Source organism: Acinetobacter sp. NigerLNRRAM0016 (genome assembly GCF_054112845.1).
This window is the reverse complement of the sequence record NZ_JBSYVT010000007.1, coordinates 100,387-126,507: the sequence shown is the minus strand read 5'-3', so window position 1 is coordinate 126,507 and position 26,121 is coordinate 100,387. Positions and strand designations below refer to the sequence as shown.

Genomic DNA, 26,121 nt, shown 5'->3' with positions numbered 1-26,121 from the left:
AACTTTTTTATAAGAATAGAGATTAACTAGGGAATAAAATTTGCTACATTAGAGGAAATTATTCTCATTTAGCATTAGGTTAAATATGTCTTACATCGTTCCAGATGAAGAATTATTACAAACGCGAACGAAAAGATTTTTAAAACGAATTTTTATCATGCGGCAGTTGGGGACATTTTTATGTTTCTTGCCGATGTATTCGGTTTTATTGGATATGCATTATGGCACGGGCTTTTTAGTATTGCTGGGGATTAATGCATTTATCTGGCCGAGTTTGGCTTATCTCATGAGTAAAAATTCAAGTGACCCTGTTAAAACAGAACAAACCAGTTTGATTTTAGACACCATGTTTGGTGGAGCGTGGATTGGCGTGATGGGTTTAAGTCCGATGCCATCTTTTATTATTTTGGCGGTGTTTATTGCCGACCGTTATGCCGCAGGTGGATGGAAGCTGTTAGCGCCCTCAATTCTAGGCTTTACTGTTTCTTTGTTTGGTATTTGGTTATTAGTGGGCATGCCTCTGACGTTCACCTTTAGTCCGCATACCGTTTGGCTGACCATTCCATTAGCCACGCTATATTTAATTGCGCTAAGTGTGCTGTCTCGAAAATTATCGACCAATTTAAGCCAGAAAAACCGTCAGTTTGAACGGATTGCCTTAATGGATCCGCGCTTACATATTCCCAACCGCCGTTTGTTCGAGCAGCGTCTAGCCAGTACTTTTGTACAAACCCAACGCAGCAATCATACAGCGTTTTTGATGCTGATTGATGTGGATCATTTTAAGGAAATTAATGATACCTATGGACATGAAATGGGGGATTATGTGCTGATTGAGCTGTCTAATATTTTAAGAGAATCAATTCAAACCAAGGACATTCCTGCCCGTTTTGGGGGAGATGAGTTGGCGGTGATTGTCATGGACAGTAGTTCGCAGGAAATTATGCAATTGTCACAAACCATTTTGGATAAAGTACGACATTTCAGATTACTCAGTAATCCCGATTTTCGCATGAGTATCAGTATTGGGATTTCTTCAGCGGCAGCGGCGGGTTCGACGACCGACTGGCTGAAAATGGCAGATCAGGCTTTATACGAAGTCAAACGCCAAGGACGTGATGGCGTGCAATACGTTTGTGAAATGAGTTAATAAAAACTAGATCATCCATTTCTTTTATCATAATTTTAAAATTGCTGTATTTGTGGTGCACAAAAGCACCAGTTTTTTTCTTTTGCCTCATCTTCGCTCAAAAATAGTATTACGAATGTAAAAAATCGTAATACTAAATTGGCACAGCCTTTGCTTAATCATGACTATGAAAAAGTGATCTAGGGTTCCGATACGTGCGCGTATGTCCGAGACCGAGAGTTCACGGTTCGAAAGAACTACACGGAGGGATAAAAGCCCGGGAGGTCATGCGAATCCACCGAAGAGGTAACAGCAATGGGCTTACAGCAATATCATAATAATCAAACACTCTGGACTGAAGTTTTGCCAGGCGGGCATCACTGGTCGGGACGTATTCAAAAAGGTGCGGTTCTTCGTTTTCAAGCACTTTCCGCTCATGCGAACGTTTCACTGTTCTGCGTCAATGCTGCCGATAAACTGGAGCGCTTTAACATGCCAGACAGTTTGAAGGGACAACATACCGCGTATTTAAGTACTGGGCATGTGCTGTATTCAGATCTTGGTCGTGTCATGGCTTCCATCGTCACAGATGAACATGGCTGGAATGATGTGCTGTGTGGTGCAAGTCGTGCCGAACAGATTGCAGCGCAATATGGTCAGCAAAAATTTCAAGCTGCACGCAATGCCATGTATCAAAGTGGCGTCGATGGCTTGTTGGTGGAAATGGCGAAGAGTTCTTTAGGACAAACTGACTTAAGTGCCACCCTGAATTTATTTTCCAAAGTTGCGCCGAATGATGCAGGCGAACTCTCTTATGTGACTGCTGACAATACCGATCAGGTGATTGAGCTGCGCTTTGAAATGGATTGCTTGGTGTTCTTGTCGGCTGCACCGCATGCTTTAGATCAAAATCCTCACTATCAACCTGCAGATATTCAGCTTTCCCTGTTTAAAGCCCATCCTTTGAATGAGCATGATATCTGTCGTGATTCATGTGCCCAAAACCAGCGTGCATTTCAAAACAATGCACGTTATTTCGCATTATCTGATGCTTGCTAAACACAGGGGAGAACAGTCATGACAGTATTACAAAATTTTGAAAAAACCGTGTTAAGTGAAGTGTGTTCTGCGGGCGAAGCATGGATGTGTGAGGTTAAACAAGGGCAGTATTTCCGCATTATTGATTTAGAAGGCAATCAGGCAGTCGATACGTTGTTTATCAGTGCTGAAAACCCAGAAGAACGCTATAGCGCCACTGATACTTTGGCGATGAATCGTCAGATTTATTTAGAAAAAGGCACCACGCTGTACAGTAATTTGGTTCGACCGATGGCCGTGATTCACGATGATAACTGTGGTCGACATGACACACTTGGTGGAGCATGTTCTTGTGAAAGCAACACGGTTCGTTATTCGCATGACACTTACCCGATGCATAGCTGCCGCAATAATTTCATGTATGCCTTGGCGAAACATCCTGTGGCGTTAAAGCATGGTTTAAATGTACGTCATATTGGTCCGAACATTAATTTCTTTATGAATGTGCCTGTTACCGCAGACGGTCATTTGAAGTTTGATGATGGCATTTCAGCCGCAGGGAAATATGTGGAAATTCAGGCGCAGATGGATTTGATTGTACTGATTTCAAATTGCCCACAGTTGAATAATCCGTGTAATGCCTATAACCCAACGCCCATCCAACTGATTGTGCGTGAAGCTGCGGAGTAAGCACCATGTTTAATAAAGTTCTGATTGCCAACCGTGGTGCGATTGCTTGCCGAGTAATCCGCACCCTCAAAAAATTAGGGATTCAATCGGTTGCGGTATATTCCGAAGCAGACCGTGACTCTTTGCATGTGACCATGGCGGATGAAGCCGTTTGTATTGGTGCAGCACCCGCCAGCCAAAGTTATTTAAATATTGAAAAAATCCTGCAAGTCGCACAGCAGACTGGGGCAGAAGCGATTCACCCCGGCTATGGCTTTTTATCGGAAAATGCCGAGTTTTGTGACCTATGTGAAGCCGCAGGCATTGCCTTTATTGGTCCGACTTCTGCCCAAATGCGCAGTTTTGGCTTAAAACATACCGCACGTGAATTGGCGATTCAGAGCCAAGTGCCGCTTTTACCGGGGAGTGGCTTGTTGGCAGATGAAGCGGAAGCTTTGGCACAAGCCGAACAGATTGGTTACCCAGTGATGCTAAAAAGCACCGCGGGTGGTGGTGGGATTGGCATGCGTTTGGTCTGGAATGCCGAAGAACTGAAAGATGCCTATCAAACGGTTTCCTATTTGGCACAAGCCAACTTTAAAGATGCAGGCTTGTATCTAGAAAAATTTGTGCAAAATGCCCGTCACATCGAAGTGCAAATCTTTGGCGATGGCAATGGTCAAGTTCTGGCATTGGGTGAACGTGATTGTTCGGTACAACGCCGTAACCAGAAAGTAATTGAAGAAACACCTGCACCGCATTTGTCGGATGAACAGCGTGATTATCTGCAACAGGTGGCGATTCAACTGATGCAATCGGTGCACTACCGTTCTGCGGGTACGGTTGAATTTGTGATGGATACCGATACCCAAGAATTTTACTTCTTGGAAGTGAATACCCGCCTACAAGTCGAACATGGCGTGACGGAACAAGTCTATGCCGTGGACTTGGTGGAATGGATGGTGACTTTAGCCAGTGGTGATTGGGTCGCACCAGTTTCGGTATTGCAGTCGCAAGGGCATTCCATTCAAGTGCGTTTATATGCGGAAGATCCGATTAAAAACTTTCAGCCGAGTGCAGGACTTTTAACTGAAGTTGAATTTGATCCAGATTCTCGCGTTGAAACTTGGGTGGAAACAGGCTCGAATGTCTCTTCCTATTATGACCCGATGATTGCCAAAATTATTGTCACAGCAGCCGATCGTGATGCCGCGATTCAAGCCATGAGTGCTGGACTGGCAAAAACGCAGGTGGCAGGAATAAAAACCAATCTCGAATATTTGCAGAATATTTTGGCGGGAGAGGTATTCCAAGCAGGCACACAAACGACGCGTTTTTTAAATACCTTTACTTGGAAAACGCAAAAAATTGAAGTGTTACAGGCAGGTATTCAAACTTCGATTCAGGACGTTACAGGACGCTTGGGATATTGGGATGTCGGAGTCCCACCATCAGGGGCGATTGATCCTTTTTCTTTGAATGTTGCCAATCAGCTGCTGGGCAATGAGAAAAATACGGCAGGTTTGGAATGTACCCTGCAAGGTCCAAGTCTGAAATTTCATTGTGATAGCCAAATTGTCCTTACGGGTGGCGAAATGCCAAGCACACTGGATGGTGTGAGCATTCCAATGTGGCAAACCGTGAATGTGAAGAAAGGGCAAATCCTGAAATGTGGGAAAATTAGCACGGGCTGCCGCAGTTATATTGGGGTTAAAGGCGGTTTTAAAGTTCCTGAATATTTAGGTTCACAAGCAACCTTTACTTTAGGTCAGTTTGGGGGCCATGCAGGTCGAAACTTATTGGTCGGGGATATGTTGCCGATCACATCTTTTAGCGATCAGCCTTTACACGCTTTAAATCAGGAGCAAATTCCTGCATTTAATTCGCATTGGGAAATTGCGGTGATGTATGGCCCGCACGGTGCGCCAGATTTTTTCACCAATCAAGATATTGAAACCTTCTTTGAACATGAGTTTGAAATCCATTTCAACTCCAGCCGTACAGGTATTCGTCTGATTGGACCAAAACCTGAATGGGCACGTGAAGATGGTGGTGAGGCGGGTTTACATCCATCCAATATTCATGACAATGCCTATGCCATTGGTGCAATCGACTTTACTGGGGATATGCCGATTATCTTGGGACCTGATGGTCCGAGTTTGGGCGGTTTTGTCTGTCCTGCGGTGGTGATTCATTCTGAATTATGGAAATTGGGTCAACTCAAAGCGGGGGATAAAGTTAAATTTGTACCAGTCAGCTATCACCAAGCCAAACAGCTCAATCAAGACTATCAAGTCATGCTAGATGCAGCATCACCTGAAAGCATTCAGTATGCGCAAGCGATACAAGCCGAACCGATCACGTTAAATCATGTGATTTTGGATACCTTTAAAGGGGATGGTACACGTCCAGATGTGGTTTATCGTCCTGCGGGGAACCATTACCTGTTGGTGGAATATGGTGAGTTGGTGCTGGATTTGAATCTACGCTTCCGTATTCATGCCTTAATGCAGTGGATGAAAGAGCAAAACATTAAGGGCATTATTGATTTAACTCCAGGCATTCGCTCGCTCCAAATTCATTATGATTGTTTGGTGCTAGATCAAACCGATTTACTGCGTTTGCTTGAAGTAGCCGAAGAACAAATTCCGAATATTGCGGAAATGCAGGTGCCATCGCGTACCGTGTATTTGCCTTTGGCTTGGGAAGATTCACAAACCCAATTGGCAACAGAACGCTATAGCCAAATTGTGCGTGCCGATGCACCATGGTGCCCAGATAATATCGAGTTTATTCGCCGTATTAATGGTTTGGATTCTAAAAAGGCGGTCAAAGATGTGGTCTATAACGCCAGTTATTTGGTGATGGGACTGGGCGATGTGTATTTGGGTGCGCCTGTAGCAACGCCTTTAGACCCGCGTCAACGATTAGTGACCACCAAATATAACCCTGCACGAACTTGGACGCCTGAAAATGCCGTCGGTATTGGTGGTGCTTATATGTGCGTGTACGGCATGGAAGGACCGGGCGGTTATCAGTTTGTGGGACGGACCACGCAAATGTGGAGTCGCTACCGTAAAAATGCCAATTTTGAAGAGGGTAAACCGTGGTTACTACGCTTCTTTGACCAGATTAAATTCTATGAAGTGTCTGAAGCCGAATTGATGCAGATGCGTGAAGATTTTATAGCAGGACGTTTAAATCTACGCGTAGAAGAAGGGGTATTAAACCTAAAAGAATACAATCAGTTCTTGCAGGAAAATGCTGAAACCATTCAAGCCTTTAAGCACACGCAACAAAGTAACTTTGAAGCTGAACGCTGTCGCTGGCATGAAGCAGGTTTGGCGGAATATGTCTCTGAAAGTTTAGATGCGGTGGATGATGGCGAAGCTGTTTTAATTCCTGATGGTGGCTGTGCTGTGGAGTCGCATATGCCAGGTTCAATTTGGAAAATTGAATGTCAGGCGGGGGATGTGGTTGAAGAAGGCGCGACTTTGGCCGTGATTGAAGCCATGAAAATTGAGATTCCAATTTTGGCACCTGAACGCATGAAAGTCGAAGCCATTACCATTGAGAAAGGGCAAACAGTGAAAACGGGGCAGGTGTTGTTTACATTGGCGCCTGTGGCTTAGATTGTTTTTCCCTAACCTTTCTTTTAGGAGAGAGGTTAGGGTGCTAAAAGGCTTTAACGATTACATTTTTCTATATGCTTGAAAATTCGTTCGCAAAGCTCAGTCGCTTTAGGAGTGAGTTGCCAATCAGGGTTTTCATCAAAATCTTTAATAATTTCTCGGCAAAAATCTAACTTGGATTTAATTGTTCCAACGCCATCACCATCTGCAAAAGCATTTTTAGAAGATGTAGATTTTGGATTTTTGATTTGCACGTCAAGCAATTTACCAATGCCATTATCTGCATGATCAAAATAATTTTTATCTGAAATTTGATCAATGAGCGCAATATCATAGCTTTGAGTTGTTGATTTTTTCATACGAGAAAATCTAGATTTTGCTACGCGAATAATAGAATCTTTAGGTAATGTATTTTCCGTTTCTTTACATTTTAGAATGAAATAATTTTCAGATTTCAATTCCTTTTTTAAAATTGCTACTCGATCAGCCTTGCTTTGAATATCTCCATCCGCGATCAAAAGCATTTCACTTGCAACAGCCTTCGCACTTAAACCTTTGTCATCTAAATGGTCGGAATAATCATCACTAAAAGACCAATGCACGAGATTACTTCCTGCATATTCCACAAAGGTATAGTGGTAATTTGGCATAAAGCGTCGGTATTTCTTATATAACTTTTCATTGGATTTTTTTAGTTCACTTAGATACTTCTCCATATACTTAGTAATATAGAGACGGTCAGTAATCCCCTCGACCCAAATTGTGCAATTGGCTAAATACACAGAAGAGGGTTTAACCCCTAAAGAGGCAAGTAAGTCTCGATCTCGGTCACAACGATAAATTTTAAAATCAAACTTAGATGGATTAGATTGATTCTGCTCTTTGACAAACTTTTGGATGATGACTTGATCGGACTCATCTGTCATATCCAAAAGATGATTGGAGTGGGTGGTAAAGAAATAATAGTGTTTGGTTTCGTTTAAGTAGAAATTCATGAGCTGACGAACCATACCTGCATGCATGTGTAATTCAGGCTCTTCAATAAAAAATGCATGAATCTGTTCATTACCTTCAGAATCTTGTCTTTTTATATATGCTTCATAGGTCAAAATAATTGCTTGTTGTAATCCATCCCCAAGATTATAAATAGGAAATTGATCTTCATTACCAATTTTTATATGAACAACATCATTTTCTTTTCCATTTTCATCTTTACCAAACATAGGAATTAGGGTGATTTGCTCATTATCAAAAAAATATTGACTTAATTTTTCTTCATAACTTTTTATAATTTCACGCTGTTTGGGTTTGCCAAGTAAATGAATTTTCAATTCATGATAAAGGGACTCACCTGTAATAATATTAGATGAATTGTATTTTGCTTGATCCTGAAAATAGTCTTTCTGTGCACGTTCGATATAGGGTTGCTTATTTTCAATTTCGGAAACTGGACGCATTCCTCGCAGGATAGGTACATAAAATTTTCCTTCAAAAGAGTATTTATCATAAAATTTTTGAGAATTTGAATGATAGTCTTCTAAGATTAAATTAAATTTTTCTCTATTATGGATATCATAAAATGTTCGGATTTTAGGTATGTTTACATCTATTAATCTTTTGAAATTAAGTGGTGATGTAGTTTTTTGGTGGGTTATGAGTTCTTCAATTAACCTTAATAATTCTTCTCGGCAGTTACCTCCATATTGATTTTGAAATCCTATATTTCGAGGTTGAATATCAGTGACAGCTTTCTTGAGTTTTGTGATTTCATCATCTATCGATATAAAGTTAATATCTTGGAATTTTATGTTAGATGTAAAAGTAGACCTTAAAAACCGACTTTTTCCCGCATTATTTTTACCAATAAAAAAATTCAATCGTTTTATTTCTATAACTTGGTCATAGTCTTCTTCATTGTACGCACTATAGCCTTCTAAATTTTCAGCCCAATAATAAAGTTTGTTGTTCATCTTTAAATATACGTAAGTTTTTTATAAGCACATGATATTACATAAAAATAGAAAGTTGAATCTAATCAAAGAAATCTCAAATTATGTCTAATGCATTGTCTTGCCCCGATTTAGGACAAGGCTCAATTTTCTGCACAAAGAATAAGCTTTTTTAGCTCTTATCATCGTAAATATCCTTCATCAAACTGGCACGCTTTCTGCATTTATTCGAGTAATACAAAATTCGAATTTGGTAATACCAAAGAGGAGCCGCAGATGCAAAAGCCGCAAACCCAAGCCAAGAAGACATCACAGCTCTTTAAACAGTTTTTACTGGAGTTGTTGAGTGTGAGAGCTGGCTTTTATATCAAGCAAGATCCTCATCATCCTGAATCATTGCGGAAGTGAATCGTGCCTAAACCTAAACTTGCCCGAATCAGTGTTACGGTGCCAGAAAGTACCTTAAGTGCGCTGGATCAGAAAATTGTCGATCAATGCTATGAGAGTCGTTCGCAAGCCATTGTAGACATGATTCACAAGCACTTAATTGCGGTAGAAGAACAACAAAATGCAGTCATGGTCGGGACTTTAACCTTGCTATATGACGCCAGTTCTATGCCATTACGGGTGCAGTTGATGGATTTGCAACAGCAATATTTAGAACAAGTGATTAGTTCGCTGCATATCCAACTGGATGAGCAAAAAATTATGGAAGTCATGCTCATGCAGGGCAAAAGCGCAGAATTAAAGTTAATGAGCCAGCAATTTATTGCCTTGAAAGGGGTTATTAACGGACACCTTGAACTGATGGATGCGGTGATGCCACCAATTCCACAAAATGTTGAATAATCTTAGGGGAACCTGAAAATGATGAAAAAAGCAGTGTTATCAATGTCAGTTGTTGCGGGTATTTTATTTTCGGGTTGTGACAATACCGCCAAAGTACCTGAAGCTGAAAAAAAGACCGAAACAGCCGCAGCGACTCAGGCAATGACCATTGGCTATAGTGACTGGCCTGGTTTTGTGGCTTGGCAAGTTGCTATTGAAAAAGGCTGGTTAAAAGAAGCGGGTTTAAATGTCGAATTTAAATGGTTTGATTATTCGGCTTCATTGTCGGCATTTGCAGCCAACCAGTTAGATGCAGTTTTGGTCACCAATGGTGATAATTTGGTGACGGCATCGGGCGGAACCAAGGGCATCATGATTATGGCAACCGATTATTCTGCGGGGAATGACGTGATTATTGCCAAAGAAGGCATTAACAGCATTGCAGATTTAAAAGGGAAATCGATTGCGACTGAAAAAGGACTGGTGGATCACCTGTTACTTTCAACCGCATTAACTGATGCCAAAATTCCATCTGCCGATGTGAAGCTGGTCAATTCAATGACCAATGAATTACCGCAAGTGTTTACAAGTCCAGATGTTGATGCGATTGCGGTGTGGCAACCTGTTGCCAATCAGGCATTAAAATCGGTGGCAGGGTCTAAAATTATTTACACCTCTGAAGATAAACCGGGTCTGATTTATGACACCTTGACCGTGAATATGAGCCATTTGGCTGCCAACAAAGAGCAGTGGGCGAAGCTGATTCAGGTTTGGGATAAAACCGTGAAATACATCAATGACCCTGCAACCCATGCCGATGCTGTCAAGATTATGTCGAATCGCGTTGGGGTCGATCCGCAGCAATATGAACAGTTTATTGGCGGCACGCATTTACTTGATGTTGCGGCAAACAAGAAAGTGTTTACCAAAGGCTCAGGCTTCGATTCGATTTATGGTTCAACCTATCATGTGAATGAATTTAATGTGAGCAATGGGATTTATAAAGCCAAATTGGACGTCGATGGTTTAATTTATCCAGAGCTGGTGCAAGCAGCGCAATAAGTTAAAGCAGCACAGGAAAAAGCCCAGACTTGAACTGGGCTTTTTATCGTCAGGAATAAAAAATTAAAGCTGTGTACTTTGCGAAAAAATATGAATCACCAAAATGCCTGAAATCATTAAGCCCAAGCCTATTAAAGCTGGAAAATCCAGTTGTTGTTTAAAGCCAAACCAGCCGACCAATGAAATGAGGATAATGCCCGCACCTGACCAAATCGCGTAGGCAATGCCCATCGGGATAGTTTTGAGCGTCAAAGACAGGAAATACAAAGCAACTGCATAACCCAAGACCGTAATACTGGAGGGCAGAAGTACACTAAAACCTTGTGATGCTTTTAGGGCTGAAGTGGCAATCACTTCCGCAATAATCGCAATGCCTAAATAGATAAATGCAATCAAAATATCACCTGCTTAATATGTGGCTTGAGCATGGTGTAACAGATGCTCTGCTTCTTGTGTGAGCCAAGTTTGGCTGGCAGTTGAGGTGGCGGTTTGGGTTTGGAACTGATAGTGCGGTTGATACATATCGACCCTGAAATACAAGGCATAGCGTTCACCTTCAATTTCTTTAATCTGTCGAAGTTGATGCTCACTGACGCGTTCAAAGCCATCAAGTTGAAAGGGTTGCTGCAATTGATGATTCTGAGTCGAATATTGCACCCCTGAAGATATAGAGCCGACTGAAACTTCAAATTGATTGATCTGCTCTAAATCATACCCTGCTGCGTGTGCCTCTGCTAGATTTTCGTAAGATGCTAAGGCTTGCTGATTTTGTGGCAGTCGTGACTGTGCATAAGCCACCCAATCGCCACAAATAATCAGTCCCGCATCCAGTTGAACGGGCGTATTTGATGCAAGATGAATGGCTTTTTCTAAACGTAAGCCTAAGTACATGCCTTGACTGGCTTGCTGACGCCAATCTTCCACATAAGCATTACTGGGTGAAAACTCTAAGATACAGTTGCCGATGCAATGTAATTTCGCAGGTTCAGGCCATTGAATGTGGTTTTGATAGTTGGCATGCGGTTCAACCTGCCATGACAGTAGTTGATCTGCTTCATCCCAAAGGGTCTGTCCAAGCCAGCCTTGTCGTTGCAAAATTGGGGTTTGCGTGACATCTTTCAGACGTAAATCGATGGTAAAGGACGTGGACTGGAACCAGTACACAATGGTTTTTTCATCCGTCTCGCCATTAAAAAAACTGATGCTTTTGCGTCGAAATGCACCGAGTAAAGCAGGGGGCAATTGTAGGGTGGAAAGGTCGGTTGGCGTTAGTTCAGCAGATAATTCAATCAGGTTCATGACAGCTCCTTTTGTTCATTTAAACCAAAGGAATACAGCGGACGTGCATTGTTCAGTACGATTTCACCTGCTGCGACTTTTTGTTTTAAATACTGAAAGGTTTGTGCGGTCTGATTAAACAGGTGTTCACCACCTTTAAGCGGGGCATAGCGCGGCTGATCGATATCAATCACAGGTTGAATCAGATAGTCGTAATCACACGAGAAAAACAACGGGAAGGAATAGCGTTCTTGCTGAACTTTTTTCACGCGGTGTTTGGTGGCTAAGTAGCGTCCATTGGACAAGATTTCCATCATGTCGCCAATGTTCATCACCAAGGTATTTTCCAATAAAGGAATGTCGATCCATTCACCCTGTTTATTCAGCACTTGTAAGCCGGGTGCTGTGGGCAACAGCAAGGTAAAACATTCGTAGTCGGTATGTGCTCCAATCCCTTCACGATCTTGAGCCGCAGGATTTAAAGGATAGTGAATCAGACGCAGTTGGCTGGGTGCATGTGCTATATGCGCATCGAAATAGTGTTCATCTAAACCGAGTGCCAGTGCAAAACAGCCAAACAGTTGATGTCCGATTTGTTTCAGATGTTGATAATATTCAGCGACATGTAGTTTAAATTCTGGAAAGTCGGGCCATTGGGTTGGACCGAGTAAGGGGCGCCGTCCTTCAGATGCTAAATAGTCATAATTGACATCATAGGATTCTTTCAGGTCATAGCTATTGCTAACGAACTGTTCTTCGCCAATGGGTACATAGCCACTATGATTTTCCGATTGCCCAATATAGTGACGCATTTTTTGCGCTTCATCTTGCGCAAAATATTGCTCGGCAATATGGCACAGGTTCTGAAACAGTTTAGGCTGAAATTGCTCGCCACGTAGATATAAAAATCCGACCTCTTTACAGGCTTGATCAAGCGCTTGTGCCACAGCCAAACGATCTTCAAGATTGGGGCTACTGAGTTGTGATATTTCGACGAGGGGTAATACGTATTCCTTTTGCATAGTGATCACCAAATGTTGGTCGTCCAACACATCGTTAAACACTTTGGGTCGTCCCAAAGGCTATATGAAGTTCTGTGATTTTTACTTTTGTGTACTGATTTGCGTCATGCGTGGAATTTTTGGCAGCTCATCTAAAGCAGGGTCTAGTTCATCTTCTTGTGCATGTACCAAGGCATCGACCCGTTCACGGAGTTGTTTAAATTCAGGCGTCAACATTAACTCCGCATTACGTGGACGCGGTAAATTCACCTCAATAATTTCCTTAATTTCCCCCGGATTGGCTTTGAGTGCGACAATACGGTCGGCCAGTAGAATGGCTTCATCCATATCATGCGTGACAAAAATAATGGTGATGTCGATGTTCTGCCATAAGTCCATTAAATGCTTTTGCATTTTTTGTCGGGTATGTGGGTCAAGTGCACCAAAAGGTTCATCCATCAGCAAAATTTTCGGTTGATTGACCAGTGCACGGGCAATCGCAACCCGTTGTTTCATTCCACCTGAAAGCTGGTGTGGATACTGATTTTCATATTTTTCCAGCCCGATGATATTGATCCACTCCCGCGCATGTGCTTCGGCAGAGGCATGACTGGCACCTTTCATCAGCGGACCGAACATGACATTTTCTTTCACGGTTTTCCACGGGAACAGGGTATAGCCTTGAAACACCATGCCACGTTCTGGACTTGGTCCTGTAATTGGCTGACCATCCACTAGTAATTCACCACTGTGATACGGATCAAGTCCTGCCACAACTCGGCTAAACGTGGATTTTCCGCAACCTGAAGGACCAATCACACAGATAAACTCGCGTTTATGAATTTTTAAATCCAGTTGATTCAGAATGGTTCTTTGGGTTTTGCCATGCTGAAACACTTGCGTGAGTTGTTTGGCTTCCAAAATGACAGGACGTTGATAGATCTGTTCAAAATACTGTTTGGCATCATAATTTGAGTGGGTTGTCATTATTTTGCTCCTGCTTTCCATTTGAACATGCGTTCGCCCAGTTTCATTAAAATTACGTCACAGACCAATCCAATCACGCCAATAATCAAAATAGCTGCATAGACATTGTCAAAGTTTTGGTAACGCGCTTGTTGGGTAATAAACCAAGTAATCCCCGAAGTGGTGCCAATCAATTCAGACACAATTAAATAAGTCCACGCCCAACCGAGCAGGACCCGTAAATCACGGTAAATATCAGGCAAGGCAGCGGGAATCACCACATGGAATAGGCTTTTCATTTTGCTGGTGCCGAGGGTATAACCTGCTTCAACCAAACCACGATCGACCATGCGTGTGGTATTGGCAATAATCAGGATTTGTTGAAACAATGTACCAATGACAATAATCGCCACTTTGGGTGCATCATTAATCCCCAGAATGGCAACTGCCAGTGCGCCAAAAGCAGGTGCAGGTAAATACCGGAAGAATTCGACAAAAGGTTCAGTCAGTTTTGAAATTTTCAGTGAGAAACCACACAAAATGCCTAAAGGAATCCCAACCAAAGACGACAGGAAAAAAGCAGTAAACACCAGCTTGATACTGTGCCACAGGCTTTGATGAAACCACGGGGCATCGGCTTGAACAGGTGGCGTGGTAAAAGCAGTAAATAATGCGGTTGCAACTTGATCAGGTGCAGGCAGATAAATCGGATTGACCAGTTTGCCTTGAGGTGGCGCATCGCCATGATTGACGGCATTTTGTGCTTCATTATAGAACAGGGTTTTATCAACCCGACTGTCCACTTGGAAGTAAGACACACTGCCAGAATCGGTTATTTGGACTTGAGGATGCCAAATAAACGGTAAATAGCTCACCGCGCACCAGATTAAAATTGGAATAAGAAACGAGCAAAAGCCCAGAATCAGCTTGTTTTTGTGGTTAAGTTCAGTTGCAACATAGCCCATAGTGCTTGCCCGCCTAGTATTACGAATTTTTAAAACCGTAATACTTTTAAGCAAAATGGATGCCAAAGAGTTAAAAAACAAACAAGTGGGTTTACCTCAATGCAGGTTCGGGCAATGTGGAGCCGATGTTTGGTCTAATGTTAGATCTTGGTTGAATGCATGTTTAGACTGAATCCATCCTCTAAACTAGATAAACCAGCAAGCCAAAACCCGCAGAGATGAACAGCACTTTCATCACATTCCATTCAAAATAGAACAGTAAGATGGTTGCCATTAAAGTTAAAAGTAAGGCAATGACATCAAGTTCTGCTGAAAACCCTTGTGGCCACAACACATGGTAGGCAAAAAACAGCGCCAGATTAAGAATCACACCAACCACTGCCGCGGTTATGGCCGTTAAAGGTGCAGTGAATTGAATGTGTTGATGCGTGGATTCAATGATGGGTGCGCCTGCAAGAATAAACACAAAGGAAAATAGGAAGGTAAACCAAGTAGCAATACAGGCACCGATGACCCCCGCTAAAAAGATATGCTCGCTCCCCAGTAGCGCTTGACTAAAGCCGCCCAAGAAACCCACGTAAGCCACAATCATAATTAAAGGACCCGGGGTGCTTTCACCTAAAGCCAGTCCATCGATCATCTGATTGGCACTAAGCCAGCCATAATGATGCACCGCACCCTGATATACATAAGGCAAGACTGCATAAGCACCCCCAAAAGTCAGTAATGCGGCTTTGGTAAAAAACCATGCCATTTGGGTATAGTGATGTTCCCAACCCAAGCTCAGTGTGAGCATAATCATTGGGGTACACCAAAAAATTGCGCCAAACAGCACCACCTTTAACAGTCTTGACCATTTAAAATGGGCGTGTTCGGGTGTAGGAGTATGTTCATCAATATAGGCGGGACCATAATCTTTGCTCTGGGTAGAATGCTGTGGGGCATTCTTTAACCATTGCGGGTAATAACGGCCCAAGAGAAAGCCCACAACTGCGGCACTCAGAATAATCAGCGGGAACGGAATTTTCAGAATAAAAATCGAGATAAAAGCCAAAATGGCAATCATCCACAAGATCTTATTTTTTAAGGAGCGTTTGGCAATCCGATAGGTGGCGTGGAAAACAATCGCTGTGACTGCGGGCTTAATGCCATAAAATAGGCCTGCAATGAAGGGTATATCTCCAAACTGGATGTACACCCAAGATAGTCCAATGATCAAAAATAAAGAGGGCAGAATAAACAGGAGACCTGCAACCAGTCCGCCTATGGTTTTATGCATTAACCAGCCAATATAGGTCGCCAATTGTTGCGCTTCTGGACCGGGCAACAGCATGCAGTAATTGAGCGCATGTAAAAAGCGCTTTTCAGAAATCCAGCGTTTATTTTCTACCAACTCCTGATGCATTAATGCAATTTGCCCCGCAGGACCACCAAAGCTGATCCAACCTAATTTCCACCAAAACTTTAAGGCCTGCCAAAAGGGAATAGCCTGTATATCTGTAATTTCGCTTGGTGGTTGATGAGGTGGATTCATGGGGTTGCCTGAAGGGTCATAACGTGTGATTTAGGTTGAAATATTTTACTTTCTATTGATTTAGCAAGTGTTTCAGTTGGTTGAATACATTCTGCTGCAAGATTCTTTCACTATGAAGAAAAGCAGCTTTCCGATTTCGCCTTTGTCATTATTGTCTCCATCTTATTATTATTCGACATCTTGTATCAGTTCCGATTAGCACCATAATTCATCATCAAGGAACCCTTTATCCAAGCCTTATCCAGTATAGAGAAGTAATATTCCATATCAATCTCATGGAGCTTCCAGCATTATTTTTTGAATGGTAATTTTGAATGAATTAACAGCGTTCTGCATACACATTAACAGCTTTAATTATTAGAAAAATGAATTTTGATTAGCTGAAATAAAGATATTGTTTGGAGGTTTCAAGCATTAATTCTCTTTAGATATTCTCTATAATTGCCATCTTTCTTTAATATAACTTAACTTTATGAAAATTTTAGATGGTGGTTTTGGTCGTGAACTTGCACGTAGAGGTGCACCTTTTAGACAGCCTGAATGGTCGGCTTTGGCTTTAACTGAAGCCCCTGAAATTGTAAAACAAGTGCATTTGGATTTTATTCAGGCAGGTGCAGAAGTCATTACCACCAATAATTATGCAGTGGTGCCATTTCATATCGGCGAGCAACGCTTTGCAAATGAAGTGACGAGCTTGGTAAACGTTGCGGTAACGCAGGCAAAAAATGCCGTTGCGGAAAGTGGTAAATCGGTTCGCATTGCGGGGTGTTTGCCGCCGTTATTTGGTTCTTACCGTGCCGATCTATTTAAAGAAGATGAAGCAAAAGCTTTAGCAACCCCCATTATTGCAGCACTTTCGCCAGATGTTGATTTTTGGCTGGCAGAGACACAATCTTGCCTTAAAGAAGTTGAAACAGTGCATGCCTTATTACCTAAAGATGGGCGTGAATTTTGGGTGTCATTTACCCTGCAAGATGAAATTCAGCTTGAACATCCGTTATTGCGTTCGGGTGAAAGCCTTGAACAAGCTGCTGAGCTGATTACACGTTTAAATGCCAATGCCGTATTATTTAATTGCTGTCAGCCAGAAGTGGTCTTACAAGCTATTCGAGAAATTAAGGCGCTCTTGCCTGAGACAGTGCAAATTGGCGCTTATGCCAATGCCTTTCCACCACAAAACAGCGAAGCCACAGCCAATGATGGTTTAGATGAAATTCGTGCCGATCTGAATCCTGAGTTGTATCTGAATTTTGCTAAGCAATGGCAAGGTGCGGGTGCAACTTTAATTGGGGGCTGCTGTGGTATTGGTCCTGAACATATTGCAGAACTTTCTCAATTTTTTAAACAGTAATACTTTCTTATGTCTACAGCTAAAATTGGCTTACTTTCCCTGACCGCCTTAGTGTTTAGTTCGATGGTGGGTTCGGGGGTATTTAGTCTCCCGCAGAATATGGCGGCAGTGGCAAATGGTCAGGCATTATTAATTGCTTGGCTCATTACTGGCGTCGGTATTCTTTTTCTGGCTTTTGCACTGCTATTTTTAACACGACAACGCCCAGATCTTGATGGTGGTATTTATAACTATGCCCGTGAAGGTTTTGGCGAGCTGATTGGCTTCTGCTCTGCGTGGGGCTATTGGTTATGTACCACCATTGGCATTGTCGGTTATGTCGTGATTGCTTTCTCTGGTTTGGGTTTATTTACTGATAGTCCAGAACATGTCTATTTTGGTGAAGGCAATACACTCTATGCGCTGATCGGTTCATCCATTTTTGTCTGGATTGTGCATTGGCTGGTCAGTCAGGGCATTAAAGAAGCAGCATTGGTGAACTTGATTGCAACCATTGCCAAGATTGTACCTTTGGTCATCTTTATTGCTTGCAGTTTTGTTGCGTTCAAGCTGGATCTATTTAGACTCAATTTTATTGATTTCACTTTGCAAGTACCAGTTTGGGAGCAAGTCCGTAATCTGATGCTCATTACCTTATGGGTGTTTACAGGGATTGAAGGGGCGGTGGTGTTATCCTCGCGCGCCAAGAACCGAAGTGATATTGGTCGTGCCACCGTGCTGGGGGTGTTGTTGGCGCTGAGTTTCTATGTGATGGTGACGGTGCTGGCTTATGGGGTAACAGGGCGCGCTGAAATTGCCAATATGCATAATCCGTCTATGGCAACCATTTTGGAGCAACTGATTGGGCTGCCAGGCACCATTATTATTACCCTTGGTTTGATTATTTCGGTAAGTTCATCTTATTTGAGTTGGACTTTGTTCGCTACGGAAATTCCATTCTTAGCAGCGAAAAACAAAGCCTTCCCAGCCGTGTTTTTAAAGACCAATACCAATGGTGTGCCGATTGCATCGCTGTGGTTGACATCAATTGTGGTGCAGGTTTCGCTTATTGCCGTGTGTTTCTTTGACAAGAACTACACCCAATTGTTGCTGATTTCATCGGTGATGATTCTTTTGCCTTATTTCTTGGTTTCAGCATTCTATTTAAAAGAATCGGTCAGGAATAAACGCAGCAAGCATATTTGGATTGCCTCAGTCGCTGTGATTTATGCTGCATGGTTGTTGTATGCAGCAGGTGTTTCATTGCTGTTATTGTCAGGGTGTCTATATTTACTGGGCCTATTGATCTTTTTCTATAGTCGATTGAGCCATAAAAAAGTGGCATTCGAGTAAAACTAAAAAGACCGCTTAAAGACGCGGTCTTTTTTCTTTTTAATGAATCATCAGCATCACAATCAGAGTTCTGGATTTTTATAAGATATTGCGTAATTCGCGTGCTGTTTCCTGTAGTAAAGGCAGAATATGTTGAATCAGATACTCCTTGGTGGTGCGGGTAGTAGGAGACACGATATTGAGCGCGGCAATGACTTTGGATTTTTGCTCATAAATAGGGACCGCCAGCGCATGTACACCCAGTTCATGTTCTTCACAGGAATAGCACCAGTCTTGCTCTTTAATTTCATGCAGCAAGTTTAAAAATATTTCATTGTCGGTATGGGTATATTTAGTCAAGCGTTGCAGCGGATATTTTTCTAACCATTCCCGTTGTTCATGCGGCTCTAAATGTGCCAATAAAATTTTGCCTGCTGATGTCGCATGTGCAGGCAAGCGGTTGCCTAAATGCAGGCCATAAGGATTAACACGGTCAGTCTGTTGATGGGCTGCACTACGGGCAATGGTAATCGCTTCATAACCATCCAGCACCATCACAGAAAAAATTAACGAGGTTTGATTGGTGAGCAGATTCAACAAAGGCTGAGAGATTTTGGGAAGTTGAGCACCACCAAGATAGGCACCTGAAAATTTCAGAATTTTAGGGGTGAGATAAAAATAATGTCCATCCGACTCTAAATAGCCCAAATATTCAAGGGTCAGTAAGTGACGCCGTGCTGCAGCGCGGGTCATACCTGTGCGTTCAGCCGCCATGGAAATATTCAAACGATGACGGTCGGCACCAAAACAGTCGAGAATTGCCATGCCTTTACTAATGCCTGCCACAAAGTCTTCATGTCGAATGATTTTTTTATTGTCTTTATTTTCAAGAAGTTTCTCTGTTCTCTGCAATTCCTCATCCATCTTAATGATTCCCTTCAGTGCTGTTGTCTTTATATTTTTTACTATAGCGTGAAATCAGACTGAAAAAATCAGGTTTTGTTCGATAGTAAGTGAAAAAGTTCGATCATCGAACAAAAGCTGGTCTGACCATCTAGTCTTATGTAGGGAAATGATAAAAAATGAACACATAAGGAAATCAAACTAAAAGACTAGGGAATGTTGTTTTAGCTGAATTGTTCTCCAGTATACGTGAGGTTTCCGCGCCTTTTCAAATTTGCATGATGCACAATGGAGTTATCTAATGATAGATAAAAGTGCAGCGACCTTAACGGAAGCGCTCTCCCAAATCACCGACGGCTCAACCATCATGATTGGTGGTTTTGGTACAGCAGGACAACCTGCAGAACTGATCGATGGCTTAATTCAACTCGGCATTAAAGACCTCACCATTGTCAGCAACAACGCAGGCAATGGTGATTACGGTCTGGCGAAACTGCTTAAAGCGGGTGCCGTGAAAAAAGTCATCTGTTCTTTCCCGCGTCAGTCAGATTCTTGGGTTTTCGATGAACTCTATCGTGCAGGCAAAATCGAACTGGAATTGGTACCTCAAGGCAATTTAGCCTGTCGTATTCAAGCTGCGGGCATGGGACTCGGTGCAGTCTTTACCCCAACAGGCTACGGGACTTTATTGGCTGAAGGCAAAGAAACCCGTCACATCGACGGTAAAGATTATGTGTTGGAATATCCCATCAAAGCCGACTTCGCTTTGATTAAAGCACAGCAAGGCGACCGTTGGGGCAATCTGGTCTATCGTAAATCTGCACGTAACTTTGGTCCAATCATGGCCATGGCAGCAGGTGTGACCATTGCGCAAGTCTCGGAAGTGGTGGAGCTCGGTGAGTTAGACCCAGAACATATCATCACCCCAGGCATCTTCGTTCAACATGTGGTGCAGGTACAACCTGAACCTGTTGCTGTGTAAGTAGGAGACTTTCATGAGCTATCAAAAACTCAGCCGCAACCAGATTGCTGAACGTGTGGCACAAGATATTCCGGATGGTGCCTATGTGAATCTTGGGATTGGTTTACCGACCAAGATTGCCAGCTACCTTCCAGGCGACAAAGATGTGTTCTTACATTCTGAAAATGGCTTATTGGCTTTTGGTCCACCACCAGCCGCAGGTGAAGAAGATCCTGAGCTGATCAATGCCGGTAAAGAATATGTAACCATGCTGCAAGGCGGTGCCTTTTTCCATCATGGTGATTCTTTTGCCATGATGCGTGGCGGACACTTAGATATTGCAGTATTGGGGGCTTTCCAGATTGCGGCCAATGGTGATTTAGCGAATTGGCATACCGGTGCGCCTGATGCAATTCCTGCTGTAGGTGGTGCCATGGATTTAGCTGTGGGTGCCAAGAAAGTGTTTATCACCACCGATCATGTCACCAAACAAGGTGAACCAAAGATCGTGGCGGAACTGACTTATCCAGCAACAGGCTTGAAATGTGTTGATCGGATCTACACGGATCTATGTGTGATTGATGTTACGCCTGAAGGCTTAAAAGTAATTGAAAAAGTGGACGGCTTGAGCTTTGCAGAATTGCAGGCGATGACGGGTGCTCCGCTGATTGATGCGACACAGGGATAATTAATCTCCCCTAACCCCTCTTTAAGAAAGAGGGGGAAATATAAGGGGGGATTCACAGGACAAGATTAAACATGAAAGACGCTTATATCATCGATGCCATCCGTACCCCATTTGGTCGTTATGCTGGAGGTTTAGCCCCAGTTCGTGCCGATGACTTGGGTGCATTGCCTATTCAAGCCTTGATGCAACGTAATCCAAGCGTAGATTGGAAACAGGTGGATGATGTGATCTACGGCTGTGCCAACCAAGCCGGTGAAGATAACCGTAATGTCGGTCGTATGTCGGCATTGTTGGCAGGTTTGCCAGTTGAAGTTCCTGCGACCACCATCAACCGTTTATGTGGTTCATCTTTAGATGCGATTGCGATTGCAGCCCGTGCCATTAAAGCGGGTGAAGCCAATCTGATAATTGCAGGCGGTGTGGAAAGCATGTCACGTGCGCCCTTTGTGATGGGTAAATCGGAAAGTGCTTATGGGCGTAGCCAGAAGATTGAAGACACCACCATGGGCTGGCGTTTTATCAATCCAAAACTGAAAGCCATGTATGGCGTAGAAACCATGCCACAGACCGCAGAGAACGTGGCACAACAATTTAATATTGATCGTGCAGATCAAGACCAGTTTGCCTTGACGAGTCAAAAGCGCACAGCAACCGCGCAAGCTCAAGGCTTTTTTAAACACGAGATCATCCCAGTGAGCATTGCTCAGCGTAAGGGTGATCCGATTGTGGTGGACACCGATGAACATCCACGTGCATCGACCACACTCGAAGGTTTGGCGAAACTGAAGCCAGTCGTCACAGCAGAAGGCACCGTCACAGCGGGAAACGCGTCAGGCATAAACGACGGTGCTGCTGCTGTACTGATTGCTTCTGAACAAGCGATTCAAGAGTACAACCTTAAACCGCGTGCCAAGATCATTGCTTCTACGGCTGTGGGCGTAGAGCCACGCATTATGGGCTTTGCTCCAGCACCTGCCATCAAGAAATTGCTGAAACAAGCCAATCTCAGCATCGAGCAGATGGATGTGATTGAATTGAATGAAGCCTTTGCTGCACAAGCTTTAGCTGTTACCCGTGATTTAGGTCTGGCCGATGACACGACTCAAGTGAATCCAAATGGTGGTGCGATTGCGATTGGTCATCCACTCGGTGCATCGGGTGCACGCTTAGTGACAACGGCACTGAATCAATTGGAACAAACGGGTGGGACTTATGCCCTGTGTTCAATGTGTATTGGTGTCGGTCAAGGCATTGCAATGATAATTCAGCGCGTTTAATTGGAATAGCAAAGCGGATTAGGGAAAGACAAACATGAGCCAGTTATATGCCAGCTTATTTTACCAAAATGAAGTGACTGAAATTTTCAGTGATCGCGCTTTGGTATCTTACATGATTCAAGCTGAAGTCGCGTTAGCGCAAGCTCAGGCTCAAGTGGGTGTTATTCCAGAATCTGCTGCAACAGCAATTTCAAACATTGCAGCAACTGCACTCGATCAAATTGATTTTGATGCTTTGGCTGTGGCAACAGGCTTGGCGGGCAATATTGCGATTCCATTTGTAAAGCAATTGACCGCAATTGTGAAACAAAGCGATGAAGATGCTGCGCGCTATGTGCACTGGGGTGCAACCAGTCAGGACATTTTAGATACCGCATGTATTTTGCAATGCCGTGCAGCAATGACGCAGGTTGAAGCCTTAATTCAACAATGTTATCGCGCTGCTTTGGCTCAAGCAGAACAGTATCGTGCACAAGTCATGATTGGTCGTACTTGGTTGCAGCAAGGTTTACCAATTACCTTGGGTCATAAATTAGCGCGTTGGGCTTCGGCATTTCATCGTGATTTAGCCCGTATCGAAGCCATGAAAACGCGTGTGTTTACTGCTCAATTGGGTGGTGCAGTCGGTTCATTGGCATCTTTGCAACATCAAGGTACAGCCGTGGTTCAAGCCTTTGCAGCACAGCTACAACTTTCAGTTCCAAGCTGTACGTGGCATGGCGAGCGTGACCGTATTGTCGAAGTGGCAAGTGTGGTTGCCATGGTGACAGGCAGCTTGGGCAAAATGGCACGTGATTGGTCGTTGATGATGCAAACCGAAATTGCAGAAATCTTTGAGCCTACTGCAAAAGGTCGTGGTGGTTCATCCACTATGCCACATAAGCGTAATCCAGTTGCGGCGGCATCGGTATTGGCAGCGGCGAACCGTGTACCTGTGTTGATGTCGAGCTTGTACCACAGCATGGTGCAGGAACACGAACGCAGCTTAGGTGCTTGGCATGCAGAATGGCTGGCGATTCCAGAAATTTTCCAACTTTGTGCAGGTGCTTTAGCGCGCACATTGGATGTATTGCAGGGGATGCAAGTCAATGCCGAGAACATGCAGCGTAATTTGGAATGTACCCAAGGCTTAATTATGGCAGAAGCCGTGATGATGGCTTTGGCACCCCATATGGGACGTTTACAGGCGCATCATGTGGTGGAAGCTGCCTGTAAAACAGCGGTTGCCCAAGGTGTGCATTTAAAAGATGTGATTGCAGAATTGGATCAAGTCAAAGATTTGTTTAGCGCAGCGCAGATTTCAGAAATTTTTAAACCCGAATCTTATCTTGGCAATATTCAAGACCAGATTGATGCGGTGTTGCAGGAAGCAAAAGGAGAGGCAAAGTGAATATTACGATGACCAATCGTCAGGGCAAATGTTTGGCTGTGCAAATTAGCGGTCAAGAAAATGCACCTGTAATTGTATTTTCAAATTCACTCGGCACAGACAAGGGCATGTGGCAACCTCAAGTTGCGGCATTTGAACAGCATTTTAAAGTCGTGACCTATGACACTCGTGGTCATGGTCATAGCGATGTAATTGAACATACGACTGTACAAAATCTTGCTGAAGATGTGATTGATATCCTCAATGGTTTGAATATTGAAAAAGCCCATTTTTGCGGGATTTCCATGGGTGGTATGACCGCGTTATGGTTAGGTATTCATCATGCAGCGCGTTTTCATAGCATTACTGTAGCGAACTCGGCAGCCAAAATCTGGACTGCGGAAGGCTGGAATGCACGTGCAGATGCTGTGACTGAAAACGGTGTTGCGGACTTGGTTAAGACGACGCATACCCGTTGGTTCAGCGAACAGTTTGATTATCAACACGATGCTTTGGCACAACGCACGATTCAGTCTTTAGCAACGACCCCAGCATTGGGTTATGCAGAATCTTGCCGTGCATTGGCACAAGCAGATTTGAGCAACGAGATTCAAAACATTCATATTCCAACTTTAGTGATTGCAGGAGCATTCGATCCTGTGACCACGGTTGCTGATGGCATTTTCATGCAACAACAGATTCAAAATAGTGAACTCGCGGTGATTGACGCATCGCATCTTTCCAATATTGAACAACCTGAGCTGTTTAATCAAACCCTCAGTCAATTCATTGGTTCGCTTCAATAGTTTAAGGATTTAAAAAGGACTTTCAGCCTAAGGAGGCAGGTATGGCGTCTCAGGAATACGCTACTCAAAAAACGAGTATAGACGCACAGGCACTGATCAATGATGCACCTCTAAGTAAGTATCAGTGGCTTATCGCAATTGTATGTTTTTTCATTGTTTTTGTTGATGGTATTGATACTGCAGCAATGGGTTTTATTGCGCCAGCCTTAGCACAAGACTGGGGTGTAGACCGTTCACAATTGGGTCCTGTGATGAGTGCGGCATTAGGCGGCATGATTATTGGGGCTTTGGTGTCTGGTCCTACGGCTGACCGTTTTGGTCGTAAAGTGGTGTTAAGTGTTTCAATGCTGATTTTTGGTGGTTTTACGCTGGCATCTGCTTATGCACCTGATTTAGATACTTTGGTGGTACTGCGCTTTTTAACGGGTATTGGCTTGGGTGCGGCAATGCCGAATGCAACCACATTATTCTCTGAATATTGCCCAAAACGTTCACGTTCTTTACTCGTAACCTGCATGTTCTGCGGTTACAACTTGGGTATGGCAACAGGTGGATTTATTAGTAGTTGGCTTATTCCAGCATTTGGATGGCACAGCCTATTCTTGCTTGGTGGCTGGTCGCCGCTAATTTTAATGCTTTTGGTGATTTTCTTCTTACCTGAATCGTACCGTTTCTTGATTGTAAAAGGTGGCGATAACGCCAAAGTTCATCAAATTCTGTCACGTATTGCGCCTGCTCAAGTTCAGGGTGTGACTGAATTTCATGTACCTGAAGAAAAAATTGATGGTGCAGAGAAGAAAGGCGTATTTGGCATGCTGTTCTCTAAGCAATATGTCAAAGGGACGGTTTTACTTTGGCTCACCTATTTCATGGGTTTGGTGATGATCTATCTACTCACCAGCTGGTTACCAACCTTAATGCGTGAAACAGGCGCAACCATGGAGCGTGCAGCATTTATTGGTGGTTTATTCCAGTTTGGTGGTGTACTCAGCGCTTTATTCATTGGCTGGGCAATGGACCGTTTCAATCCAAACCGAATTATCGCGGGCTTCTACATGGTGGCTGGTTTGTTTGCTGTTGCCGTGGGTCAGAGCTTAGCGAATCCAACCTTACTTGCAATTTTAGTGCTCTGTGCAGGTATCGCAATTAATGGTGCACAGTCTTCAATGCCAGCTTTAAGTGCTCGTTTTTATCCAACGCAATGTCGTGCAACGGGTGTAGCGTGGATGTCAGGGATTGGTCGTTTTGGTGCTGTGTTTGGTGCTTGGATTGGTGCGGTATTACTCGGCAACGACTGGTCATTTACTGCAATTTTAAGTTTGTTGATGATTCCTGCAACCGCAGCAGCTGTCGCAATTTTTGTTAAATCACTTGTTGCTCATACTGATGCAACTTAATTGAGGT

23 protein-coding genes and 1 riboswitch are annotated in these 26,121 nt (G+C 43.4%); of the genes, 15 read left to right on the top strand and 8 right to left on the bottom strand.

The genetic code is table 11. The annotated features are described in order from the left end of the window. Positions 1–85 precede the first annotated feature (85 nt). The 4 genes from ACWQ4X_RS07075 to uca all read left to right on the top strand — a co-directional run bounded on the left by ACWQ4X_RS07075 (position 86) and on the right by uca (position 6,468). Positions 86–1,150, top strand: coding sequence for a diguanylate cyclase (locus ACWQ4X_RS07075; RefSeq protein WP_457903216.1), 1,065 nt, complete (start codon positions 86–88; stop codon positions 1,148–1,150). 168 nt (positions 1,151–1,318) lie between these two features. Next, a riboswitch (guanidine-I (ykkC/yxkD leader) is annotated at positions 1,319–1,415 on the top strand. A gap of 29 nt (positions 1,416–1,444) precedes the next feature. After that, positions 1,445–2,188, top strand: a complete 744-nt coding sequence (locus ACWQ4X_RS07070; RefSeq protein WP_457903215.1) for an urea amidolyase associated protein UAAP1 — start codon at positions 1,445–1,447, stop codon at positions 2,186–2,188. An 18-nt stretch (positions 2,189–2,206) separates the two neighbouring features. Next, positions 2,207–2,857 (top strand): urea amidolyase associated protein UAAP2, encoded by a 651-nt coding sequence (locus tag ACWQ4X_RS07065; protein WP_457903214.1) that lies wholly within the window; start codon positions 2,207–2,209, stop codon positions 2,855–2,857. A 5-nt stretch (positions 2,858–2,862) separates the two neighbouring features. Beyond that, positions 2,863–6,468 (top strand): urea carboxylase, encoded by a 3,606-nt coding sequence (gene uca / locus ACWQ4X_RS07060; protein ID WP_457903213.1) that lies wholly within the window; start codon positions 2,863–2,865, stop codon positions 6,466–6,468. Positions 6,469–6,521: 53 nt separating this feature from the next. On the opposite strand, the gene ACWQ4X_RS07055 is transcribed toward uca, so the two are convergent. After that, a complete protein-coding gene (locus ACWQ4X_RS07055) occupies positions 6,522–8,438 on the bottom strand; it encodes an ATP-dependent nuclease (protein ID WP_457903212.1) in 1,917 nt (638 codons plus the stop codon). Positions 8,439–8,693: 255 nt separating this feature from the next. Between ACWQ4X_RS07055 and ACWQ4X_RS07050 the strand changes: the two genes are divergently transcribed. From ACWQ4X_RS07050 to ACWQ4X_RS07040, 3 genes are read left to right on the top strand one after another with little or no spacing between them, the layout of a single operon-like run. Further along, positions 8,694–8,825, top strand: coding sequence for a hypothetical protein (locus ACWQ4X_RS07050; protein WP_374530125.1), 132 nt, complete (start codon positions 8,694–8,696; stop codon positions 8,823–8,825). Between the two features lie 3 nt (positions 8,826–8,828). Next, a complete protein-coding gene (locus ACWQ4X_RS07045) occupies positions 8,829–9,266 on the top strand; it encodes a CopG family ribbon-helix-helix protein (RefSeq protein ID WP_100242635.1) in 438 nt (145 codons plus the stop codon). A gap of 18 nt (positions 9,267–9,284) precedes the next feature. Further along, positions 9,285–10,307, top strand: a complete 1,023-nt coding sequence (locus tag ACWQ4X_RS07040) for an ABC transporter substrate-binding protein (protein ID WP_457903211.1) — start codon at positions 9,285–9,287, stop codon at positions 10,305–10,307. 63 nt (positions 10,308–10,370) lie between these two features. Here the strand turns inward: ACWQ4X_RS07040 and ACWQ4X_RS07035 are convergent, their stop codons facing one another. From ACWQ4X_RS07035 to chrA, 6 genes are all read right to left on the bottom strand, one after another. Further along, a complete protein-coding gene (locus ACWQ4X_RS07035) occupies positions 10,371–10,700 on the bottom strand; it encodes an SMR family transporter (RefSeq protein WP_100242687.1) in 330 nt (109 codons plus the stop codon). A 15-nt stretch (positions 10,701–10,715) separates the two neighbouring features. Further along, positions 10,716–11,606 (bottom strand): hypothetical protein, encoded by an 891-nt coding sequence (locus tag ACWQ4X_RS07030; protein ID WP_457903210.1) that lies wholly within the window; start codon positions 11,604–11,606, stop codon positions 10,716–10,718. Then, on the bottom strand, positions 11,603–12,607 hold the full coding sequence (locus ACWQ4X_RS07025; protein WP_457903209.1) for an isopenicillin N synthase family dioxygenase: 1,005 nt from the start codon (positions 12,605–12,607) through the stop codon (positions 11,603–11,605). The genes ACWQ4X_RS07030 and ACWQ4X_RS07025 overlap by 4 nt, the downstream gene beginning before the upstream one ends. A gap of 81 nt (positions 12,608–12,688) precedes the next feature. After that, the gene (locus ACWQ4X_RS07020) at positions 12,689–13,573 is read right to left on the bottom strand and encodes an ABC transporter ATP-binding protein (RefSeq protein WP_457903208.1); all 885 of its coding nucleotides are present in this window, start codon (positions 13,571–13,573) and stop codon (positions 12,689–12,691) included. Beyond that, positions 13,573–14,517 (bottom strand): ABC transporter permease, encoded by a 945-nt coding sequence (locus tag ACWQ4X_RS07015; RefSeq protein ID WP_457903207.1) that lies wholly within the window; start codon positions 14,515–14,517, stop codon positions 13,573–13,575. The genes ACWQ4X_RS07020 and ACWQ4X_RS07015 overlap by 1 nt, the downstream gene beginning before the upstream one ends. A gap of 181 nt (positions 14,518–14,698) precedes the next feature. Beyond that, entirely contained in the window at positions 14,699–16,051 is a 1,353-nt protein-coding gene (gene chrA / locus ACWQ4X_RS07010; RefSeq protein WP_457903206.1) for a chromate efflux transporter, read from the bottom strand. 472 nt (positions 16,052–16,523) lie between these two features. On the opposite strand from chrA, the gene ACWQ4X_RS07005 reads away from it, so the two are divergent. Next, positions 16,524–17,402 carry a homocysteine S-methyltransferase family protein gene (locus ACWQ4X_RS07005; RefSeq protein WP_457903205.1) on the top strand — a complete coding sequence of 293 codons (879 nt, stop codon included), beginning with the start codon at positions 16,524–16,526 and terminating at the stop codon, positions 17,400–17,402. A 9-nt stretch (positions 17,403–17,411) separates the two neighbouring features. Further along, on the top strand, positions 17,412–18,734 hold the full coding sequence (locus ACWQ4X_RS07000) for a basic amino acid/polyamine antiporter (RefSeq protein WP_457903204.1): 1,323 nt from the start codon (positions 17,412–17,414) through the stop codon (positions 18,732–18,734). A gap of 78 nt (positions 18,735–18,812) precedes the next feature. On the opposite strand, the gene pcaU is transcribed toward ACWQ4X_RS07000, so the two are convergent. Further along, positions 18,813–19,637 carry an IclR family transcriptional regulator PcaU gene (pcaU, locus tag ACWQ4X_RS06995; RefSeq protein ID WP_457903203.1) on the bottom strand — a complete coding sequence of 275 codons (825 nt, stop codon included), beginning with the start codon at positions 19,635–19,637 and terminating at the stop codon, positions 18,813–18,815. A gap of 280 nt (positions 19,638–19,917) precedes the next feature. Here pcaU and ACWQ4X_RS06990 point away from each other — a divergent pair, with 280 nt between their 5' ends. The 6 genes from ACWQ4X_RS06990 (at position 19,918) to ACWQ4X_RS06965 (ending at position 26,114) form a co-directional block, all read left to right on the top strand. Continuing rightward, the gene (locus ACWQ4X_RS06990) at positions 19,918–20,598 is read left to right on the top strand and encodes a 3-oxoacid CoA-transferase subunit A (protein ID WP_374527459.1); all 681 of its coding nucleotides are present in this window, start codon (positions 19,918–19,920) and stop codon (positions 20,596–20,598) included. 13 nt (positions 20,599–20,611) lie between these two features. Further along, positions 20,612–21,265 carry a 3-oxoacid CoA-transferase subunit B gene (locus ACWQ4X_RS06985; protein ID WP_457903202.1) on the top strand — a complete coding sequence of 218 codons (654 nt, stop codon included), beginning with the start codon at positions 20,612–20,614 and terminating at the stop codon, positions 21,263–21,265. A gap of 71 nt (positions 21,266–21,336) precedes the next feature. Next, complete coding sequence (gene pcaF / locus ACWQ4X_RS06980) at positions 21,337–22,542, top strand: 3-oxoadipyl-CoA thiolase (protein ID WP_457903201.1); 1,206 nt, start codon at positions 21,337–21,339, stop codon at positions 22,540–22,542. A gap of 34 nt (positions 22,543–22,576) precedes the next feature. After that, positions 22,577–23,932, top strand: a complete 1,356-nt coding sequence (pcaB, locus tag ACWQ4X_RS06975; RefSeq protein WP_457903200.1) for a 3-carboxy-cis,cis-muconate cycloisomerase — start codon at positions 22,577–22,579, stop codon at positions 23,930–23,932. An 8-nt stretch (positions 23,933–23,940) separates the two neighbouring features. Then, on the top strand, positions 23,941–24,717 hold the full coding sequence (gene pcaD / locus ACWQ4X_RS06970) for a 3-oxoadipate enol-lactonase (RefSeq protein ID WP_457903221.1): 777 nt from the start codon (positions 23,941–23,943) through the stop codon (positions 24,715–24,717). Positions 24,718–24,758: 41 nt separating this feature from the next. Continuing rightward, positions 24,759–26,114 (top strand): MFS transporter, encoded by a 1,356-nt coding sequence (locus ACWQ4X_RS06965; protein ID WP_100243157.1) that lies wholly within the window; start codon positions 24,759–24,761, stop codon positions 26,112–26,114. Positions 26,115–26,121: the final 7 nt, after the last annotated feature.

What these genes read in the sequence shown, in the direction of transcription:
- pcaB (WP_457903200.1), top strand. Translation starts at nt 22,577, where the DNA reads ATGAGCCAGTTATATGCCAGCTTATTTTACCAAAATGAAGTGACTGAA.
- ACWQ4X_RS06985 (WP_457903202.1), top strand. Translation starts at nt 20,612, where the DNA reads ATGAGCTATCAAAAACTCAGCCGCAACCAGATTGCTGAACGTGTGGCA.
- uca (WP_457903213.1), top strand. Translation starts at nt 2,863, where the DNA reads ATGTTTAATAAAGTTCTGATTGCCAACCGTGGTGCGATTGCTTGCCGA.
- ACWQ4X_RS07000 (WP_457903204.1), top strand. Translation starts at nt 17,412, where the DNA reads ATGTCTACAGCTAAAATTGGCTTACTTTCCCTGACCGCCTTAGTGTTT.
- ACWQ4X_RS07025 (WP_457903209.1), bottom strand. Translation starts at nt 12,607, where the DNA reads ATGCAAAAGGAATACGTATTACCCCTCGTCGAAATATCACAACTCAGT.
- pcaU (WP_457903203.1), bottom strand. Translation starts at nt 19,637, where the DNA reads ATGGATGAGGAATTGCAGAGAACAGAGAAACTTCTTGAAAATAAAGAC.
- ACWQ4X_RS07005 (WP_457903205.1), top strand. Translation starts at nt 16,524, where the DNA reads ATGAAAATTTTAGATGGTGGTTTTGGTCGTGAACTTGCACGTAGAGGT.
- ACWQ4X_RS06990 (WP_374527459.1), top strand. Translation starts at nt 19,918, where the DNA reads ATGATAGATAAAAGTGCAGCGACCTTAACGGAAGCGCTCTCCCAAATC.
- ACWQ4X_RS06965 (WP_100243157.1), top strand. Translation starts at nt 24,759, where the DNA reads ATGGCGTCTCAGGAATACGCTACTCAAAAAACGAGTATAGACGCACAG.
- ACWQ4X_RS07040 (WP_457903211.1), top strand. Translation starts at nt 9,285, where the DNA reads ATGATGAAAAAAGCAGTGTTATCAATGTCAGTTGTTGCGGGTATTTTA.
- ACWQ4X_RS07065 (WP_457903214.1), top strand. Translation starts at nt 2,207, where the DNA reads ATGACAGTATTACAAAATTTTGAAAAAACCGTGTTAAGTGAAGTGTGT.
- ACWQ4X_RS07050 (WP_374530125.1), top strand. Translation starts at nt 8,694, where the DNA reads ATGCAAAAGCCGCAAACCCAAGCCAAGAAGACATCACAGCTCTTTAAA.
- ACWQ4X_RS07020 (WP_457903208.1), bottom strand. Translation starts at nt 13,573, where the DNA reads ATGACAACCCACTCAAATTATGATGCCAAACAGTATTTTGAACAGATC.
- pcaD (WP_457903221.1), top strand. Translation starts at nt 23,941, where the DNA reads ATGACCAATCGTCAGGGCAAATGTTTGGCTGTGCAAATTAGCGGTCAA.
- chrA (WP_457903206.1), bottom strand. Translation starts at nt 16,051, where the DNA reads ATGAATCCACCTCATCAACCACCAAGCGAAATTACAGATATACAGGCT.
- ACWQ4X_RS07055 (WP_457903212.1), bottom strand. Translation starts at nt 8,438, where the DNA reads ATGAACAACAAACTTTATTATTGGGCTGAAAATTTAGAAGGCTATAGT.
- ACWQ4X_RS07030 (WP_457903210.1), bottom strand. Translation starts at nt 11,606, where the DNA reads ATGAACCTGATTGAATTATCTGCTGAACTAACGCCAACCGACCTTTCC.
- pcaF (WP_457903201.1), top strand. Translation starts at nt 21,337, where the DNA reads ATGAAAGACGCTTATATCATCGATGCCATCCGTACCCCATTTGGTCGT.
- ACWQ4X_RS07015 (WP_457903207.1), bottom strand. Translation starts at nt 14,517, where the DNA reads ATGGGCTATGTTGCAACTGAACTTAACCACAAAAACAAGCTGATTCTG.
- ACWQ4X_RS07070 (WP_457903215.1), top strand. Translation starts at nt 1,445, where the DNA reads ATGGGCTTACAGCAATATCATAATAATCAAACACTCTGGACTGAAGTT.
- ACWQ4X_RS07075 (WP_457903216.1), top strand. Translation starts at nt 86, where the DNA reads ATGTCTTACATCGTTCCAGATGAAGAATTATTACAAACGCGAACGAAA.